Below are 17743 nucleotides of genomic sequence, written 5' to 3' on the forward strand. Positions count from 1 at the left end.
GGAACGCGGCCGTGCCCGAGGTGACCGAAAGCCGCGGGTGACGTCGGCCACAGGCACCCAGTAGCCTGCCGCTCTGGTTTCGGAAGCACACACTCCAGTGGGTAGCGTGAGGCGATGAGCGACTCGAGCGACGGCGCCGACGGCGAACTGCGCCCGCTGCCCCTCCAGCACCGTTTCGACGGCCCGGACGACGCGCCCGTCATCGTGCTGGGCCCCGCGCTCGGCGCCACCTGGCACATGTGGGACCGGCAGCTCCCCGTCCTCACCGAGCAGTGGCGGGTGCTCCGCTACGAACTGCCGGGCCACGGCGGCGCCCCCGCCGAACCCGCCGCCTCGGTCGACGACCTGGCCACCCGGCTGCTGGCCGTCCTCGACAAGGAGGGCGTGGAGAGCTTCGGCTACGCGGGCTGCTCGCTCGGCGCCGCGATCGGCGCCCGGCTGGCGCTGCTGCGCCCCGACCGGGTCGCAGCCCTCGCCCTGGTCTCGGCCGCCGCCCGGTACGGCACCGCCGACCTGTGGCGGCAGCGCGGCGTCGTGGTCCGGGCCAACGGCATGGACCGCACCGCGCTCGGCAGCCCCGAGCGCTGGTTCACCGGCGCCTTCCTGGCCACCCAGCCCGCCATCACCGAATGGGCCGTGCAGATGGTCAGGACCACCGACGCGGACTGCTACGTCGCCGGCTGCGAGGCGCTCGCCTCCTTCGACATCCGCGACGCGCTCGGCAGCATCAAGCTGCCCACGCTGGTCGTGGCCGGCGCCGACGACACCGAGACACCGCCCGCCGACGCCCGGCTGCTGGTCGCCGGCATACCCGACGCCCGGCTCGCGGTCGTCCCCGGCACCGCGCACCTGGCGCCGGTCGAGGAACCGGTGGCGGTCGGCGACCTGCTCGCCACCCACTTCGCGGGCGCCTGGGCGGACACCGGCTCCCTGACAACGTCGTCGGTCGCCGTGCCCCCGGCGCCCGCCGTACCGCCGCAGGCCCCGCCCGCGCCGCCCGCCCCCGCACCCGACACGTACCAGGACGGGCTGCGGCTGCGGCGGGAGCTGACCGGGGACGCCGAGGTGGACCGGGCGCTGGCCCGCGCCGAGGGCTTCGGGGCCGGCTTCGACGCCTTCCAGACCCGCTACGCCTGGGGCGAGGTCTGGTCCCGGCCGGGCCTGGACCGGCGCACCAGGAGCTGCGTGACACTCACCGCGCTGACCGCCACCGGGCAGCTGACGGAACTGGCCGAGCAGACCAGGGCCGCGCTGCGCAACGGCCTGACGCCCGCCGAGATCGAAGAGGTCCTGCTGCACACCGCCGTCTACTGCGGCCTGCCCGCCGCCCGGGCCGCCGTCGACACCGCCCGTACGGTCGTGCGGCAGGAGACCGGCGCGCACTCGTGAGGCGGGACCCGGGGCGACCCTCGGCGCGACCCTCGGCGCGACCCGGCACCGGGGGAGCGGGCAGGATGGGGGAGTATCCGCACACGCGCTGCCGAGGACGGTCCCTGTGAAGCTCACCAAGAAGCGCCACGCCTGCATCCGGCTGGAGAAGGACGGGCAGGTGCTCGTCATCGACCCGGGCACCTTCACCGAGGAGGACGCGGCCGTCGGCGCCGACGCCATCCTCGTCACCCACGAGCACCTGGACCACTTCAACGAGGACCGGCTGCGCGCCGGGCTCGAAGCCAATCCCGGCGCCCGGCTGTGGACGCTGCGCAGCGTCGCCGAGAAGGTCTCCGCGGCCTTCCCCGGCCGGGTGCACACCGTCGGCCACGGCGACACCTTCCAGGCGGCGGGCTTCGACGTCCAGGTGCACGGCGAACTGCACGCCGTCATCCACCCGGACATCCCGCGGATCACCAACGTCGGCTATCTCGTCGACGGTTCGGTCTTCCACCCCGGCGACGCGCTCACCGTGCCCGGCGCGGACGTGGACACCCTGCTGCTGCCCGTACAGGCGCCGTGGAGCAAGATCTCCGAGGTCATCGACTATGTGCGCGAAGTCAAACCGCGTCGCGCGATCGATGTGCACGACGCGCTGCTGACCGATCTGGCCCGGCCGATCTACGACATGCAGATCGGCGGTCTGGGCGGCGCCGAGCACGTCAGGCTCACCCCGGGCGACAGCTCGGACGCCTGACGGCCCGAGCCGCTGCCGACGGCTGTCGGGCGGCCGCCGGGTGACTGTCGGACCCAGCGGCTAAGTTGGTGGACATGCGCATCGCGACCTGGAACATCAACTCGATCACCGCCCGCCTGCCGCGGCTGCTCGCCTGGCTGGAGAGCAGCGGCACCGATGTCCTGTGCCTCCAGGAGACCAAGTGCACCGCCGAGCAGTTCCCGCGCGACGAGCTGCGCGAGCTGGGGTACGAGGCCGCGGTGCACGCCACCGGCAGGTGGAACGGGGTGGCGCTGGTCTCCCGGGTGGGCCTGGAGGACGTCGTCGAGGGCCTGCCCGGCGGCCCCGACTACGAGGGCGTGCACGAGCCGCGCTCGGTCTCCGCGACCTGCGGCCCGGTCCGCCTCTGGTCGGTCTACGTGCCCAACGGCCGCGAGGTCGGCCACCCGCACTACGCCTACAAGCTCCAGTGGTTCGAGGCGCTGCGCGCCGCCGTCGCCGAGGACGCGGCGGGCCCGCGGCCCTTCGCGGTGCTCGGCGACTTCAATGTGGCGCCCGCCGACGAGGACGTGTGGGACCTGTCGGTCTTCGAGGGCCAGACGCATGTCACCGAACCCGAGCGGGCCGCGCTGGCCGCCCTGCGCGGGACCGGCCTCACCGATGTGGTGCCGCGCCCGCTGAAGTACGACCACCCGTTCACCTACTGGGACTACCGCCAGCTCGGCTTCCCCAAGAACCGCGGCATGCGGATCGACCTGGTGTACGGCAACGAACCGTTCGCCAAGGCCGTCGGCGACGCGTACGTGGACCGCGAGGAGCGCAAGGGCAAGGGCGCCTCCGACCACGCGCCCGTCGTGGTGGACCTGGAGGTCTGACCGATGGAAAGCGCGCCCGACCCCGGCACCATGACCGAACTCCTCGGCGAGTGCCCGCTGCTGCGCGCCCGCGCCGCCGACTCCGGGGTGGACCTGGACGACACGCCGGAGTCGCTGACCGCGCTCGACCAGCTCGCGCCCGACTGGCGGGACGGCGAGGAGGACGAGCTGTCCGGGCTCGGCAATGACGCGGGGCTCTACCTCGGCACCGTCGTCGTCCGCACCGTCCCGGGCGCCGGCTGGACGCTCCGGCCGAACGGCGACCCCGTGGTACGCCTCGCCTCCGGCCGTGAGATCGAGGTCGTGGAGATCGGCCACGCGTGGGCCGAGAGCGGCAGCCCCGAGCTGTCCCAGGTGCTCGCCGAGTCGTCGGAAGACTGAACGTCCGCGCGGCGGCGCGCCGTCACCCGATCCGGTGGTCCGCAGCACACCGTGCGGGTCGGTCACGGGCGTGTCAGCCGCCGATGGCCCGGCACGGCCCGGTCGTACGTGCATGATGGCGCCGGAGGTTCCCCCACCAGCTCGGTACCGGAGGCGCGACGTGGACTCCCTTCAGCAGCTCCCGAACATCGGGGCGGTGCTCGCCGACCGCCTGCGCCGGGCCGGCGTGGACGACGCGGGCGAACTGCGGCGCCTGGGCTCCGGCCGCGCCTTCGAGAAGATCCGCCCCGAACTGCCCGAGGACGCCTGCACCCACACCCTGCTCGCCCTGGAGGGCGCGCTGCGCGGCATGCGCTGGACCGCGATCCCGCAGACCGAACGCGACACACTCGTCCACCGCGTGCTGGGCTGACCGCGCGGATGGCCAGGGAACCACTGATCGTCCTCAGCGGGGTCAACAAGCACTTCGGTCAGCTGCATGTGCTCAAGGACATCGAGCTGACCATCGGCCGCGGCGAGGTCGTGGTCGTCATCGGCCCCTCGGGCTCCGGCAAGTCCACCCTGTGCCGGGCCATCAACCGGCTGGAGCCGGTCGAGTCGGGCACCATCACCATCGACGGCGAGCCGCTGCCCGCCGAGGGCCGCGCGCTGGCCCGGCTGCGCGCCGACGTCGGCATGGTCTTCCAGTCCTTCAACCTCTTCGCGCACAAGACCGTGCTGCAGAACGTGATGCTCGCACCGGTCAAGGTGCGGGGCCGGGGCAAGGCCGAGTCCGAGCGGCACGCCCGTGAACTGCTGGAGCGGGTCGGGCTGGTGGCGCACGCCGACAAGTACCCGGCACAGCTGTCCGGCGGCCAGCAGCAGCGGGTCGCCATCGCCCGCGCGCTGGCGATGAACCCCAAGGCGATGCTCTTCGACGAGCCGACCTCCGCACTCGACCCCGAGATGATCAACGAGGTGCTGGAGGTGATGCGGCAGCTCGCCGAGGAGGGCATGACCATGGTCGTGGTCACCCACGAGATGGGCTTCGCCCGCTCCGCCGCGCACCGGGTGGTCTTCATGGCCGACGGCCGGATCATCGAGGACCGGGTGCCCGAGGAGTTCTTCACCGCGCCCGAGAGCGAGCGAGCCAAGGACTTCCTCTCCAAGATCCTGCACCACTGACGTGCACCGCTGACCTGCACCACTGACCCGCGCCACCGCCCCCAGCACCGACCCGCACCACTGACCAGCACCGGGACCGCCATGCGACGACGCTCCATCCGGCTCGTCACGCCGGTCTGCCTGGCCGCGGTCGCCGTGCTCACCGCACTCGCCGGCCTGACCGGCTGCGGCAAGCAGGGCAGCCCGCCCGCCAAGGGACCGCGCTCGGACGACCTGCCGACGTATCAGGTGATGCGCGACTTCGCGCTGCCCGCCTCCCGCACCTGGAGCGCCGCGCACCGGCGCGGCAAGGTCGTGGTCGGCGTCAAGGACGACCAGCCGTATCTGGGCGAGCGCGATCCGGCCACCGGTACGTACTCCGGTTTCGACATCGAGATCGCCCGGATGATGGCCGCCTCGCTGGGCTTCGGCGCGGACCGCATCCAGTACAAGCCGATCGCCTCCGCCAACCGCGAGACCGCGCTGAGCAACGGTCAGATCGACTACTACGTCGGCACGTACACCATCAACGACCTGCGCAAGAAGCAGGTCGGCTTCGCCGGGCCGTACTACATGGCCGGGCAGGGACTGCTGGTGCGCAAGGACGAGAAGGACATCAACGGCCCGCAGGACCTGGACGGCAAGAAGGTCTGCTCGGCGGCCGGTTCCACCCCGATCCAGCGGATCGAGAAGGACTACCCGGACGCGACGCCGGTCACGTACGACACGTACTCGGTGTGCGTGGACAATCTGCTGACCTATCAGGTCGACGCGGTCACCACCGACGACTCGATCCTGCTGGGCTACGCGGCCAAGGCCCCGGACGAGATGAAGGTGGTCGGCAAGCCCTTCTCGAAGGAGCCGTACGGCATCGGGCTGGCCAAGGGCGACACGGCGCTGCGCAACGCGCTGGACGACGCGATCGAGACGCACGTGCGCAACGGCGACTGGAAGAAGGCGTATCAGGCGACGCTCGGCCTGTCCGGGGTGCCCGCGCCCGCCCCGCCGCCCGTCGACCGGTACTGACCCGGCACTGAAAGGGGCCCGACGCCGATGAATGTGCTGTCCGACAATTTCTCGCTCTTCGCCAAGGGGCTGTGGGGCACGGTGCAGCTGACCCTGCTCGCCGGGGCGCTCTCGCTCGTGGTGGGGGTGATCATCGCCGGTTTCCGGGTGTCGCCGGTCAAGGCGCTGCGCGCCTTCGGCACCGCGTGGGTGACGGTGCTGCGCAACACCCCGCTGACGCTGCTGTTCTTCGCGGTGCTGCTCGGCCTGCCGCGCTTCGGCGTGGTGCTGCCCTTCCGGGTCTTCGCGGTGCTGGCGCTCGGCGCGTACACCTCGGCGTTCATCTGCGAGGCGGTCAGGGCCGGTATCAACACCGTGCCGCTGGGTCAGGGCGAGGCGGCCCGCAGCCTCGGCATGACCTTCACCCAGACGCTGAGTCTGGTGGTGCTGCCGCAGGCGGCCCGCTCGGTGATCTCGCCGATCGGCTCCACACTGATCGCGCTCGCCAAGAACTCCGCGATCGCCGGCTCCTTCTCGGTCACCGAACTGCTGGGCACGTACAAACCGCTCAACGAACTGGGCTACAGCATCGTGTGGACCTTCGTCTGGATCGCCGTCGGCTATCTGATCGTCACGCTCACGATCAGCGCCGTCTTCAATCTGCTGGAGCGGAAGCTGGGGGTCGCCCGATGAGCGGCAGCAGCGCGCTGTACGACATCCCGGGGCCCAAGGCGCTAGCCAGGCACCGGCTGTACGCCTGGATCACCACGGCGGTGCTGGCCGCGCTGGTCGGCCTGATCGTCTGGAAGCTGGTGGACACCGGCCAGTTCGCGGCCGTGAAATGGCGGCCGTTCGAATACGAGGGCATCCAGCGGCTGCTGCTGCGGGGCCTGGGCAACACGCTCAAGGCGTTCGGCTGGGCGGCGGCGCTGTCCCTGGTGTTCGGCGCGGTCTTCGCCGCGGGACGGCTGTCCGACCACCGGGTGGTGCGCTGGTTCAGCACCCTGGTCGTGGAGTTCTTCCGGGCCATGCCACTGCTGGTGATGATCTTCTTCATCTTCATCGCCCTCAAGCTGGAGCCGATGACGGCCCTGGTCATCGGGCTCACCCTCTACAACGGCTCGGTGCTCGCCGAGGTCTTCCGCTCCGGTGTCAACGCGGTGCCGCGCGGCCAGGGCGAGGCCGCCTTCGCGCTCGGCATGCGCAAGACGCAGGTGATGGCGCAGGTGCTGGTGCCGCAGGCGGCCCGCGCGATGCTGCCCGCGATCGTCAGCCAACTCGTGGTGGCCCTGAAGGACACCTCGCTCGGCTACCTGATCACCTACGAGGAGTTCCTCTACGCGGGCAAGCTGATCGCCACCAATCTCGACTACGACCTGCCCTTCATCCCGGTCGTGATGGTGATCGCGCCGATCTACATCGGCATGTGCATGCTGCTGTCGTGGTTCGCCAACTGGCTGGCGGGCCGTGAACGGCGCAGCCCCAAGGTGAAGGACACGCCGGTCACGGTCGACACACCGCAGGAGATCTAGGCTTTTCCCAGTGGATCACTCGTCCCGCAGCGGCACCGACAGCGTCGAGGGATCGGCGGCGGGGGAGGAGAAGGTCACCGTCGCGAAGGCCGGGTTCTCCCCGATGTAGAGCGGGTCGGCGGTGTCCACGACCAGCGCGAGCCGGTGCCCGGCCGGTACGTCGTACGCCGTCGCCTGGAGCGCGATGTCGGTGCCGAACGCCTTGCCCGGTGTCTTCCCGATCCAGGTGTACGGCGCGTGCGCGACCAGCTTGCCGGTGCCGAGCGCGTCCACGTCGTAGAGGTAGGCGATCACCGTGCCGTTGGCCGCCGACGGGGTGAGCGTGGTGTGCAGCACCGCGGTGCCGCGCACATGGCGGGCGGTGGCGTACGGCTGCGACTGCCACACCCCGGCGAAGGCGCGCGGCAGCAGCGGGATCGAGGCGGTGGGCGGCGCCTTGGCGAACTGGTCGAGCAGGCTGGACAGGAAGATCACCCCGCCGTCCGCGCCGGAGTCCGCGCCGGTGCCGATCGTGGTGCGCCAGCCGGAGCCCGCGTCGCCGCCGAGCGCCCCGGTGCGCAGGCCCTTGGCGCCCAGCGCCAGCTTCTCGGTCCTCGACGGCACCGCCGACCAGTCCGCGTACCCCTCGTAGGCGCCGGTGGAGCGGGACTTGAGCTGGACCGGGGGCTGCCGGTCGATGCCGTTGTCGCTGCCCTTGAGGTAGTGGTCGAGCCAGGCGCGGGCGTCGGTCCAGGTGTCGTTGGGCAGCCCCAGCAGACCGGTGGCCTCGGCGGTCGCGTGGTCGCCCGGGCGGAATTCCAGCCGTTTGGGGCCGGTCAGCTTCTCGTAGAAGTCGGCGTACTGATTGGGCGGGAAGAGGCTGTCGCCCCACGCGTTGGCGAGCATCACCGCGGTGTGGTGGGCGTTGAGCTGGTCCACATAGGTGAGCGGCGAGCGCAGCCTGCCCCAGGCGATCATGGTGTCCTCGTTGGCCAGGTTGGCGCTGAGGAAATTGCTCAGGATCGACTGGAGTTCGGCGCTGGGGCGGCCGGTCAGATAGGCGGCGCCGCCGAGCAGCGCGGCGGCCTGGAGGTGCGGGGTGCGGCCCTGGTAGATCGACTCGACCAGGTCGGCCCAGCCGCTGAGCGCGGCCACCGCCTTGATCCGCGGGTCGTGCGCGGCGCCCAGCAGCGAGATGCCGGCCCCGTACGAGACGCCGGCCATGCCGATCCGGTCCGGGTCGGCCGGGGTGTTGGCGAGCGTCCAGTCGATCACCTCGGACACGTCGGCGACGTCCGGCGGGCCCGCGGTCTCGATCTCGCCGCCGGACAGCCAGAAGCCGCGGCTGGTGTAACTGACCACCACATAGCCGGAGTCGGCGAGCAGCTTCTCCTGGGCCAGGTACTCCAGGTCGTTGATCGCCCAGCTGCTGGGCAGCACGACGACCGGGTAGCGCTGCGAGCCGTCGTAGCCGGCGGGGGTGTAGACGTTCGCCTTGAGGGTGATGCCGCCCGAGCCGGGGATGTCGACGAAGCGCAGCGTCGGGGCGGCGGCCGGGGCGGCGGCGTACGCGGCCGAGGCGGGGGCGGCGGGTGCGGGTGCGGGTGCGGCGGTGGCCGAGGGGGCGAGGCCGAGGGCCGTGGAGGCGAGCAGAGCCGCGCCGACGACACCCGCTGTGGTTGCTCTCATGGACTGCTCCTGACACGCCGGATGCAAAGTGACTGGAGAGTAACCACGCGGCCTTACCGAAGGTAACGTGCGTGCGTGTTACGCACGGGTAACGATTGCGGGGGAGGCCACGACCACCGCGGACCGCGCCGCCGGCCGCCGCCCTGTTTGTCCGCCCCTCGTCCGGGCAGCCGCACGGCGTGGGAGCCGTACGGAAGCACGCGCGCGGGGAGCGGAGGCATCGCGCCCCCGCGGCGGCCCGTCCGCCGCACCGGCTCCCCGCTGCCGTCGCCCGCGGTGGCCCCGCCACGAAGGGAGAGACGCCCCGATGAACGACACCGTCCGTACGTCCGCCGGCACATCCGCCGGGACCCGGCCCGCCGACCCGTCGGCGCCCGGTCCGAGCGACGCCGAGATCGCCGAGCTGGGACAGCAGCTCCGGGTCGACGCGGTCCGCGCCGCCGACGCCGCCGGCTCCGGCCACCCCACCTCGTCGATGTCCGCCGCCGACCTGATGGCCGTCCTGCTCGCCCGCCATCTGCGCTACGACTTCGACCGGCCGGGCCACCCCGGCAACGACCACCTGATCCTGTCCAAGGGCCACGCCTCGCCGCTGCTCTACGCCGCCTACAAGGCCGCGGGCGCCATCGACGACGAGGAACTGCTGACCTTCCGCACGCTCGGCAGCCGTCTGGAGGGCCACCCCACGCCCCGGCTGCCGTGGGTAGACGTGGCCACCGGCTCGCTCGGCCAGGGCCTGCCGATCGGCGTCGGCGTCGCCCTGTCCGCCAAACGGCTCGAACACCTGCCGTACCGCACCTGGGTGCTGTGCGGCGACAGCGAACTCGCCGAGGGCTCGGTCTGGGAGGCGTTCGAGCAGGCGGGCATCGAAGGACTCGACAATCTCACCGCGATCCTCGACATCAACCGGCTCGGCCAGCGCGGCCCCACCCGGCACGGCTGGGACCTGGGCGCCTACGCCCGCCGGATCCGCGCCTTCGGCTGGCACACCGTCGAGGTGGACGGCCACGACATCGACGCCGTGGACGAGGCGATGGCCACCGCCCGCACCACCCGCGGCGCACCCACCGCCATCATCGCCAGGACCCGCAAGGGCCGCGGGGTCGCCGCCGTCGAGGACCGCGAGGGCATGCACGGCAAACCGCTGCCCGACGCCGAGGCCGCGATCCGCGAACTCGGCGGCGTCCGCTCCTCGCGGGTGCACGTACGCCGCCCGCCGGACGCCCAGGAGCCGGAGCTGGACGAGCGGCCGGACGCGCCCCTGCCCGACTACCCGCCGGGCGAGGACGTGGCCACCCGTACCGCCTTCGGCGAGGCACTGGCCGCGCTCGGCAGCCGGCGCGGCGACGTCGTCGTCCTGGACGGCGAGGTCGGCGATTCCACCAAGGCCGAACTGTTCAGCAAGGAGCACCCCGAGCGGTACATCGAGTGCTACATCGCCGAGCAGCAGCTCATCGGCACCGCCGTCGGCCTGGACGTACGCGGCTGGACCCCGTACGCCTGCACCTTCGCCGCCTTCCTGACCCGCGCGCACGACTTCCTGCGGATGGCCGCGATCAGCCGCTCCGGCATCAAGGTCGTCGGCTCGCACGCCGGCGTCGCCATCGGCGAGGACGGGCCCTCGCAGATGGCGCTGGAGGACCTGGCGATGATGCGCGCGATCCACGGCACCACGGTGCTCTACCCCTGCGACGCCAACCAGACCGCCAAGCTCGTCGCGGCGCTCGCCGACCGGCCGGGCATCGGCTATCTGCGCACCACCCGCGGCGACACTCCGGTGATCTACGGGCCCGAGGAGGACTTCCCGGTCGGCGGCAGCAAGACGCTGCGCTCGCACCCCGACGACCAGGTGACCCTGATCGCCGCGGGCGTCACCCTGCACCAGGCGCTGACCGCGGCCGACCGGCTGGCCGACGAGGGCATCCGGGCCCGGGTGATCGACCTGTACTCGGTCAAGCCCGTCGACACCCAGGCGCTGCGCCGGGCCGCGCAGGAGACCGGCCGCTTCGTCACCGTCGAGGACCACCACCCCGAGGGCGGGCTCGCCGACGCGGTCCTGGAGTCCTTCGGCAACGGCCACCCCATGCCGCGGCTCACCCGCCTCGCGGTGCACTCCATGCCCGGGTCCGCCACCTCCGCCGAGCAGTTGGCGGCGGCCGGCATCGACGCCGACTCCGTCGTGGCGGCGGCCCGCACCCTGATCGGCAACGGATGAGCGAGCGGCGGCCGGCCGACGAGGGCCGGAGCGGCGACCAGGGGCGGATCGGCGCGGCGACGGCCACGGGCGGGCGGCGCGAGGTGGAGATCACGCGCGCCGACAAGGTGCTGTTCCCGGCGCACGGCGCGCTGCCCGCCGTCACCAAGGCGGACCTCGCCGCGTACTACCGCGACATCGCGCCCTGGATGCTGCCCGAACTGCGCGACCGGCCGCTGACGCTGGAACTCCACCCCGACGGCGTCGACGGCCCGCGGATCATGCGCAAGAACGTGCCCGAGCACTTCCCCGACTGGGTGCGCAGGGCCGAGGTGGACAAGGAGGGCGGCACGGTGACGCACGTACTGGCCGCGGGCGCCGACACGCTGGTCTACCTGGCGGGACAGGGCTGCGTCACGCTGCACCGCTGGCTCGCCAGGACCGACCTGCCGCGCCGCCCCGACCGGCTGGTCTTCGACCTCGACCCGGCGGAGAGCGCCGGGGACGCGGCAGCCGACTTCGCGGCGGTACGCCGGGCCGCGCGCCGGCTCGGCGACCTGCTGGACCAACTGCGGCTGCCGTGGGCGCCGATGACCACCGGCTCGCGCGGCCTGCACCTGATCGTCCCGCTCGACTGCCGCGCCGACGCCGACGACGTACGGGACTTCGCCCCGGGAGGCCGCCGACCTGCTGGCCGCCCGGCACCCCGACGAGCTGACCACCGAGCCGCGCAAGGCCGACCGCGGCGACCGGCTCTACCTGGACGTCATGCGCAACGGCTACGCGCAGACCGCCGTCGCGCCCTACTCCGTACGGCCGTTGCCCGGCGCGCCCGTCGCGGTGCCGGTGGCCCGCGACGTCCTGGACGACCCGAAGGCGACCGCCCGCCAATGGACGCTCGCCGACGCCGTCGAGCACGCCAAGAGCGACCCGTGGGCCGGACTGCTGCCGAGCCGGGGCCGCTCGCTCGGCCCGGCCAGGCGCCGGCTGCGCGCCCTGGAGCGCTGATGGCGACGGACGAGCGGGAATGGACCGCGGAGGCGGAGAAGGGCTACGACGACGGCGTGGACGAAGGTCAGGACAGTAGCGGCCAGGACGGCGGCCAAGACAGTGATCAGGGCGGCGGCCAGGACGGTGGTCAGGGCGGCGGAACCGGCGGTGGGCGGGACGAGGGCACCAGGAGCGCCGTCCTCGTCGCGCTCGGCGCCAATCTGCTGATCGCCGCCGCCAAGACGGCCGCGGGCCTGTTCTCCGGCTCGCCCGCGCTGCTGTCGGAGGCCGCCCACTCGGTGGCCGACAGCCTCAACGAGGTCTTCCTGCTGCTCTCGCTGCGCCGCAGCCGCCGCGCACCCGACAGCGACCACCCCTTCGGCTACGGCAAGGAGCGCTACTTCTGGTCGCTGCTCGCCGCCGTCGGCATCTTCGTGCTCGGCGGCTGCTTCTCCTTCTACCAGGGCGTGCACGCGCTCGGCGGCTCCGAGGACGAGACCCGCAGCGGATACGTGGCCGGCCTTGCCGTGCTGCTGATCGCGCTGCTCGCCGAGGGCGCCTCGCTGCTCAGGGCCGTGGTGCAGGCCCGCCGTTCGGAGGAGGGCGCGAGCGACCCGGCGCTGCGCACGGTGCTCGCCGAGGACGGCACCGCCGTGATCGGCGTCCTGCTCGCGGCCGGCGGCATGGTGCTGCACATGACCACGGGCAGCCCCGTCGGCGAGGCCGTCGCCTCGATGGCGATCGGCGTGCTGCTGATGGTGGTGGCCTTCGGCCTCGGCCGCAGCGCGCACCAGCAGCTCATCGGCGTCTCGGTGGACTCCGAACTCAGTGACGGCATCCGGGAACTGCTCGCCCGGCAGCCCGAGATCGACACGGTCGAGGAACTGCTCACGATGCGGCTCGGCCTGGACTCCACGCTCGTCGCCGCCCGGATCGACCTGGTGGGCGGCCTGGACAGTGAGCGCGTGGAAGAGGTCAGCCTTCGGATCCGGCACGACATCCACGACAAGTGGCCGACCGCCGACCGGGTCTTCCTGGACATCACCGACGCGCGAACGGAACGTGAAGTCAGGGCAAGACGGCAGCGCCCGGAGGATTGACAGCGGTCGTGTCACACCCGAGCCTGATCATCGTCAACGACGACATCAGGGGAGGGCCCGATGGCCGCAGGCCAGGACAAGGCGAACGACAGCGCCGCGCACGACGCGAAGGGCGCGGGCACGGGCGGGGTACGGGTCGGGCCGTCCGGCCGGCGCACCGCCGTCACCGTGGCCGCGGCGCTCGGCGGCGCCCTCGCGCTGACCGCCGCCGCCGTGACCCCCGCGGCGGCCCACTCCGGCCGCCCGTCCGGCCCCGGCGGCGGGCACGGCGGCCACGCCCCGGCGGCGCACTACGTCGCGCTCGGCGACTCCTACACCGCGGGCCCGGTCATCCCGACCCAGGTCGACGCCATCTGCGCGCGCTCGGACAACAATTACCCGTCGCTGGTGAACAGGACCGACCACTTCGCGTCCTTCACCGACGCGAGCTGCAGCGGCGCCACCACCGCCGAGATGTGGAAGCCGCAGGGCACCAACGGCCCGCAGCTCGACGCCGTGCACCGCGACACCACCCTGGTCACCGTCCAGATCGGCGGCAATGACGTCGGCTTCGGCCCGATCATCGCCACCTGCGCCGGGCTGAGCGTCACCGACCCGGCCGGCGCCCCCTGCAAGGACCACTACCGCGCCACCGGCGTCGACCAGCTCACCGTCACCATCCTCAAGACCGCCCCCAAGATCGCCCAGGTGCTGCGCGCCGTGCACAGCAGGGCGCCGCGCGCCGAGGTGGTCGTGGTCGGCTACCCGGACCTGCTGCCCGACGACGGCGTGGGCTGCTTCCCCTCGGTGCCCTTCGCCGCCGGGGACTTCCCCTACCTGCGGGACGTCGAGAAGAAGCTCAACGCGATGCTCCGCGTCGAGGCGCTGCTGAACGGGGCCCGCTACGTCGACACCTACAAGCCGACCGTCGGCCACGACATGTGCAAGGCGCCCGCCGACCGCTGGATCGAGCCGCTGGTCCCGGCGTCACCGGCCGCGCCCGCGCACCCCAACGCCAAGGGCGAGCAGTCCATGGCGCAGGCCGTGCTGCGGACGGTCGGCGACGGGCGGCAGGGCTCCGGGCACGGCGGCCCCTGGCACTGGTAGCGGACCGGCGGCGAAGGGGTGCCCGGCACGTCCGGCGGTAAGGGGCACCCCTGAGTCGCGGGCCCGAGAGGCGTCGTGGATCATGACCTCATGCCGGTCCTCATAGCCGCGTGCGCGTTCGCGATGACCCTGGTGGGCGGGATCGTCGCCCAGCGCATCGGGGACCGCCGGCACCTCGTCCTCGGCCTCGCCGCCGGCCTCATGCTCGGCGTCGTCGGCTTCGACCTGCTGCCCGAGGCGCTGGAGATGCAGGCCAGGATCATCTTCGGGGTGCCCGCTGCGCTGCTGATGTTCGTGGCCGGCTTCCTCGCCCTGCACATCGTCGAGCGCTCCGTGGCGATCCACCGGGCCCACGAGGGCGAGTACGCGCCGCACGCGCACGGCCACGGGCACGCCCACGACCCGGTCCGCGGCATCGGCCTCACCGCGGGCGCCGCACTGGTCGGCCACAGCGTGATGGACGGCTTCGCGATCGGCGCCGCCTTCCAGGCGGGCAGCACCGTCGGCATCGTCGTGGCCATCGCCGTCGTCGCGCACGACTTCGCCGACGGCTTCAACACGTACACGATCACCCGCATGTACGGGAACGACCACGGGCGGGCGCGGCTGCTGCTCGGCGCCGACGCGCTGGCCCCGGTGATCGGCGCCGCGATCACCCTCGGCTTCACCATCCCGTCCGGCGTCCTCGGCCTCTACCTCGGCTTCTTCGCGGGATTCCTGCTCTATCTGGCGACCTCCGACATCCTCCCGGAGGCGCACAGCCCGCACCCGTCGACCTCGACCCTGCTGTGCACCGTCGCCGGGGCGTCGCTCATGTGGCTGGTGATCGGTCTGGCGGAATGACCTTCCCGCCCTTGGGTGCTTTCGGGGGCGTTACGGCCGCTTTGGTGACGTCGGCGACCAGTTCCACCACGTCCGAGCCGTACGCCTGGGAATTCACCACGCGCAGCAGCAGGCAGAAGGTGCCGTCGGTGCCGTGCTTGCGGGCCAGCCGGGTCTGGTGCCTGGCCAGATAGCGGGTCGCGGCCTGATTGGCGATACCGCGCTGGCCGGCCGAGAGGAAGACCGGACGGTCGTTGCCCGAGTCGCCGGCCGAGGCCAGCCGGGCCAGCAGGACGTACTCGACGGCGCCCTTCTCCATCCGGTACGTGTCGCCGCCCACCGTGATCGCGCCCTGGTCGGGGCCCGGCGCCGGGTCGGTGTCGATCTCGACGCCCGGCAGCATCGAGCGCAGGTGCGCGGCCAGCCGCAGATTCGCCGCGGGTCCGCCGATGCAGAATTCGGTGCGCGCCCCGAAGCCCTGCCAGGCCGTGTCGTGCGCCAGCACCTCGGCGTGCGCCCCGCACTCCTTGATCACCGCCGCCAGCTCCAGCAGCGCGAAGGCGTCGTGCCGGGCCAGGCTCCAGCCCCGGGAGCCGGGGTCGCGGGGCACCACCAGCAGGCACTCGGAGTCCTGCGGCAGCCCGAAGAAGCGCTGCTTGCGCTGGAGTCTGCGGCGTATCAGATACGTGCGCGCGAACCAGCCCAGGGCGGCGCCGATGGCGAGGGCCACCAGGCCCAGGACGAGGTTGCGGAGGTCGTCGCTCATGGCGCGGCATCGTAGCGGTGTTCGACCCACCGCGGGGCCACGCGGTCCTGACGGGACAGCGGATACGCCGTTACTCTTCCGGGACGGCCGTTGAGTGGAGGTTTCCGCAATGCGACGCATCCGCACAGGCGAGGACATCGCGCCCGCCATCGCTCCGCACGCCCGAAGCCGCGACCGGGCCGCGGCCCGCACCGGTCCCGCGGCCCGCACCCATCCCGCGGTCCGTCGCCGGTCCCGGTCGCGTACGGCCGCTTTACGCGCGGTCGCGGCGCTCGCCGTCACCGCCGCGGTGGCCGCCGTCACCGCGGCCGCACCCGCAGGGCACGGCGGCCCGCCGCCCCCGCCGCCCGGCTCCGGCGGCAAGACCCCGCTGGCCGTCGGCTACGGGGGAGCGGTCGCCAGCGTGGACGCCGACGCCTCGGCCGCCGGCATCGAGGTGCTGCGCCGCGGCGGCAACGCCGTGGACGCGGCCGTCGCGACCGCCGCCGCGCTCGGCGTGACCGAGCCGTACTCCTCCGGCATCGGCGGCGGCGGATACTTCGTCTACTACAGCGCGCGCCAGCACAAGGTCTTCACCGTCGACGGCCGCGAGACCGCCCCGCGCAGCGCCACCGACCAGCTCTTCGTGGAGAACGGACAGCCGCTCGCCTTCGCCGACGCCGTCACCAGCGGCCGCAGCGTCGGCGTGCCCGGCACCGCCGCCACCTGGCAGACCGCGCTCGACTCCTGGGGCAGCCGCTCGCTCGGCGACGTCCTGAAGCCCGCCGAGCGGATCGCCCGGGACGGCTTCACCGTGGACGCGACCTTCAACTCCCAGACCGCCGCCAACCAGGACCGCTTCAAGGACTTCCCCGCCACCGCGGCGCTGTTCCTGCCCGGCGGGCAGCCCCCTGCGGTCGGCTCCACCCTGCGCAATCCCCAACTGGCGGCCACGTACAAGGAATTGGGCCGCAAGGGGATCGGGGCGATCTACCACGGCGACATCGGCGCCGACATCGTGAAGACGGTGCGCAAGCCCCCGGTCGACCCGGCCGCGACCCGCGTGGTGCGCACCGGCGACCTCACCACCGCCGACCTGGCCGCGTACCGCGCCAAGAAGCAGGCGCCGACGCACACCACGTACCGGGGCCGCGACGTGTACGGACCCGCGCCGTCGTCCTCCGGCGGCACCACCGTCGCCGAGGCGCTGAACATCCTGGAGCACACCGACTTGGCGCACGCCAGCCAGGCGCAGTATCTGCACCACTTCGACGAGGCGAGCCGGATCGCCTTCGCCGACCGGGGGCGCTGGGTCGGCGACCCGGCCTTCGAGCAGGTGCCGACCGCCGGGCTGACCTCCAAGGGCTTCGCCGCCTCGCGGGCCTGCCTGATCAAGGACGACACCACCTTGACCAGCCCGCTCGCGCCCGGCGACCCGGCGCACCCGACCCCTTGTGCCGCCACCGGCACGGCCGCGCCGACCACCTACGAGGGCGAGAACACCACGCACCTGACGGTCGCCGACAAGTGGGGGAACGTCGTCTCCTACACCCTCACCATCGAGCAGACCGGCGGCAGCGCGATCACCGTGCCCGGCCGCGGCTTCCTGCTCAACAACGAACTGACCGACTTCTCCTTCGTGCCCGCCAACCCGGCCGTGCACGACCCGAATCTGCCCGGCCCGGGGAAGCGGCCGCGGTCCTCGATCTCCCCGACGATCGTGCTCAAGGACGGCAAGGTCGACTTCGCGGCCGGTTCGCCCGGCGGCGCGACGATCATCACCACGGTGCTCCAGGTGCTCACCGAACACATCGACCGCGGGCTGCCGTTGGTGGACGCCATCGCCGCGCCGCGCGCCAGCCAGCGCAACGCGGCCGCCACCGAACTCGAACCCGCGCTCTGGAACAGCCCGCTGAGGGCCCAACTGGAAGCGCTCGGCGAGACGTTCACCCAGAATCCGGAGATCGGCGCGGCGACCGGTGTGCAACGGCTGCCGGACGGCCGCTGGCTGGCCGCCGCCGAACCCGTACGGCGCGGTGGCGGGTCCGCACTCGTGGTGCGGCCCGCCCGGTAACCGGGCCCGTTCCAGGGGGCG

16 protein-coding genes and 1 pseudogene are annotated in these 17743 nt (G+C 72.8%); 15 read left to right on the forward strand and 2 right to left on the reverse strand.

The genetic code is table 11. From position 1 onward, the window contains the following. The first annotated feature begins 114 nt into the window (after nt 1-114). From pcaDC to BM076_RS00615, 9 genes are all read left to right on the forward strand, one after another. A complete protein-coding gene (gene pcaDC, locus BM076_RS00575) occupies nt 115-1389 on the forward strand; it encodes a bifunctional 3-oxoadipate enol-lactonase/4-carboxymuconolactone decarboxylase PcaDC (protein WP_093711293.1) in 1275 nt (424 codons plus the stop codon). Nucleotides 1390-1495: 106 nt separating this feature from the next. After that, nucleotides 1496-2128, forward strand: a complete 633-nt coding sequence (locus BM076_RS00580; RefSeq protein ID WP_093711294.1) for an MBL fold metallo-hydrolase — start codon at nt 1496-1498, stop codon at nt 2126-2128. Nucleotides 2129-2202: 74 nt separating this feature from the next. Beyond that, nucleotides 2203-2982 carry an exodeoxyribonuclease III gene (locus BM076_RS00585; protein WP_093711295.1) on the forward strand — a complete coding sequence of 260 codons (780 nt, stop codon included), beginning with the start codon at nt 2203-2205 and terminating at the stop codon, nt 2980-2982. Nucleotides 2983-2985: 3 nt separating this feature from the next. After that, entirely contained in the window at nt 2986-3363 is a 378-nt protein-coding gene (locus tag BM076_RS00590) for a DUF6278 family protein (RefSeq protein ID WP_093711296.1), read from the forward strand. A gap of 160 nt (nt 3364-3523) precedes the next feature. Beyond that, nucleotides 3524-3775 (forward strand): TfoX/Sxy family DNA transformation protein, encoded by a 252-nt coding sequence (locus BM076_RS00595; protein ID WP_093711297.1) that lies wholly within the window; start codon nt 3524-3526, stop codon nt 3773-3775. 8 nt (nt 3776-3783) lie between these two features. Further along, nucleotides 3784-4527 carry an amino acid ABC transporter ATP-binding protein gene (locus BM076_RS00600; protein ID WP_093711298.1) on the forward strand — a complete coding sequence of 248 codons (744 nt, stop codon included), beginning with the start codon at nt 3784-3786 and terminating at the stop codon, nt 4525-4527. 81 nt (nt 4528-4608) lie between these two features. After that, nucleotides 4609-5532, forward strand: coding sequence for a glutamate ABC transporter substrate-binding protein (locus BM076_RS00605; protein WP_093711299.1), 924 nt, complete (start codon nt 4609-4611; stop codon nt 5530-5532). A 27-nt stretch (nt 5533-5559) separates the two neighbouring features. Then, nucleotides 5560-6204 carry an amino acid ABC transporter permease gene (locus tag BM076_RS00610; RefSeq protein WP_093711300.1) on the forward strand — a complete coding sequence of 215 codons (645 nt, stop codon included), beginning with the start codon at nt 5560-5562 and terminating at the stop codon, nt 6202-6204. Further along, the gene (locus tag BM076_RS00615; protein ID WP_093711301.1) at nt 6201-7043 is read left to right on the forward strand and encodes an amino acid ABC transporter permease; all 843 of its coding nucleotides are present in this window, start codon (nt 6201-6203) and stop codon (nt 7041-7043) included. The genes BM076_RS00610 and BM076_RS00615 overlap by 4 nt, the downstream gene beginning before the upstream one ends. Nucleotides 7044-7058: 15 nt before the next feature. On the opposite strand, the gene BM076_RS00620 is transcribed toward BM076_RS00615, so the two are convergent. Further along, a complete protein-coding gene (locus tag BM076_RS00620; RefSeq protein WP_093711302.1) occupies nt 7059-8711 on the reverse strand; it encodes a CocE/NonD family hydrolase in 1653 nt (550 codons plus the stop codon). A gap of 307 nt (nt 8712-9018) precedes the next feature. Between BM076_RS00620 and BM076_RS00625 the strand changes: the two genes are divergently transcribed. The 5 genes and pseudogenes from BM076_RS00625 to BM076_RS00645 all read left to right on the forward strand — a co-directional run bounded on the left by BM076_RS00625 (nt 9019) and on the right by BM076_RS00645 (nt 14924). Further along, nucleotides 9019-10926, forward strand: coding sequence for a transketolase (locus tag BM076_RS00625; RefSeq protein ID WP_093711303.1), 1908 nt, complete (start codon nt 9019-9021; stop codon nt 10924-10926). After that, nucleotides 10923-11913, forward strand: a pseudogene (gene ligD / locus BM076_RS00630) (non-homologous end-joining DNA ligase). The gene BM076_RS00625 and the pseudogene ligD overlap by 4 nt, the downstream one beginning before the upstream one ends. Nucleotides 11914-11969: 56 nt before the next feature. Further along, a complete protein-coding gene (locus tag BM076_RS00635) occupies nt 11970-12995 on the forward strand; it encodes a cation diffusion facilitator family transporter (protein ID WP_407640607.1) in 1026 nt (341 codons plus the stop codon). Nucleotides 12996-13055: 60 nt separating this feature from the next. Continuing rightward, a complete protein-coding gene (locus BM076_RS00640; RefSeq protein ID WP_093711305.1) occupies nt 13056-14081 on the forward strand; it encodes an SGNH/GDSL hydrolase family protein in 1026 nt (341 codons plus the stop codon). Nucleotides 14082-14171: 90 nt separating this feature from the next. Continuing rightward, nucleotides 14172-14924: a ZIP family metal transporter gene (locus BM076_RS00645; protein ID WP_093711306.1), complete on the forward strand. Its 753-nt coding sequence runs from the start codon at nt 14172-14174 to the stop codon at nt 14922-14924. Here BM076_RS00645 and BM076_RS00650 read toward each other — a convergent pair. Continuing rightward, on the reverse strand, nt 14893-15669 hold the full coding sequence (locus tag BM076_RS00650; protein ID WP_093711307.1) for a hypothetical protein: 777 nt from the start codon (nt 15667-15669) through the stop codon (nt 14893-14895). The genes BM076_RS00645 and BM076_RS00650 overlap by 32 nt on opposite strands. 109 nt (nt 15670-15778) lie before the next feature. Here BM076_RS00650 and ggt point away from each other — a divergent pair, with 109 nt between their 5' ends. Further along, complete coding sequence (gene ggt / locus BM076_RS00655; RefSeq protein ID WP_093711308.1) at nt 15779-17722, forward strand: gamma-glutamyltransferase; 1944 nt, start codon at nt 15779-15781, stop codon at nt 17720-17722. Nucleotides 17723-17743 lie beyond the last annotated feature (21 nt).

Source organism: Actinacidiphila alni, from assembly GCF_900112845.1.
GTDB lineage: Bacteria > Actinomycetota > Actinomycetes > Streptomycetales > Streptomycetaceae > Actinacidiphila > Actinacidiphila alni.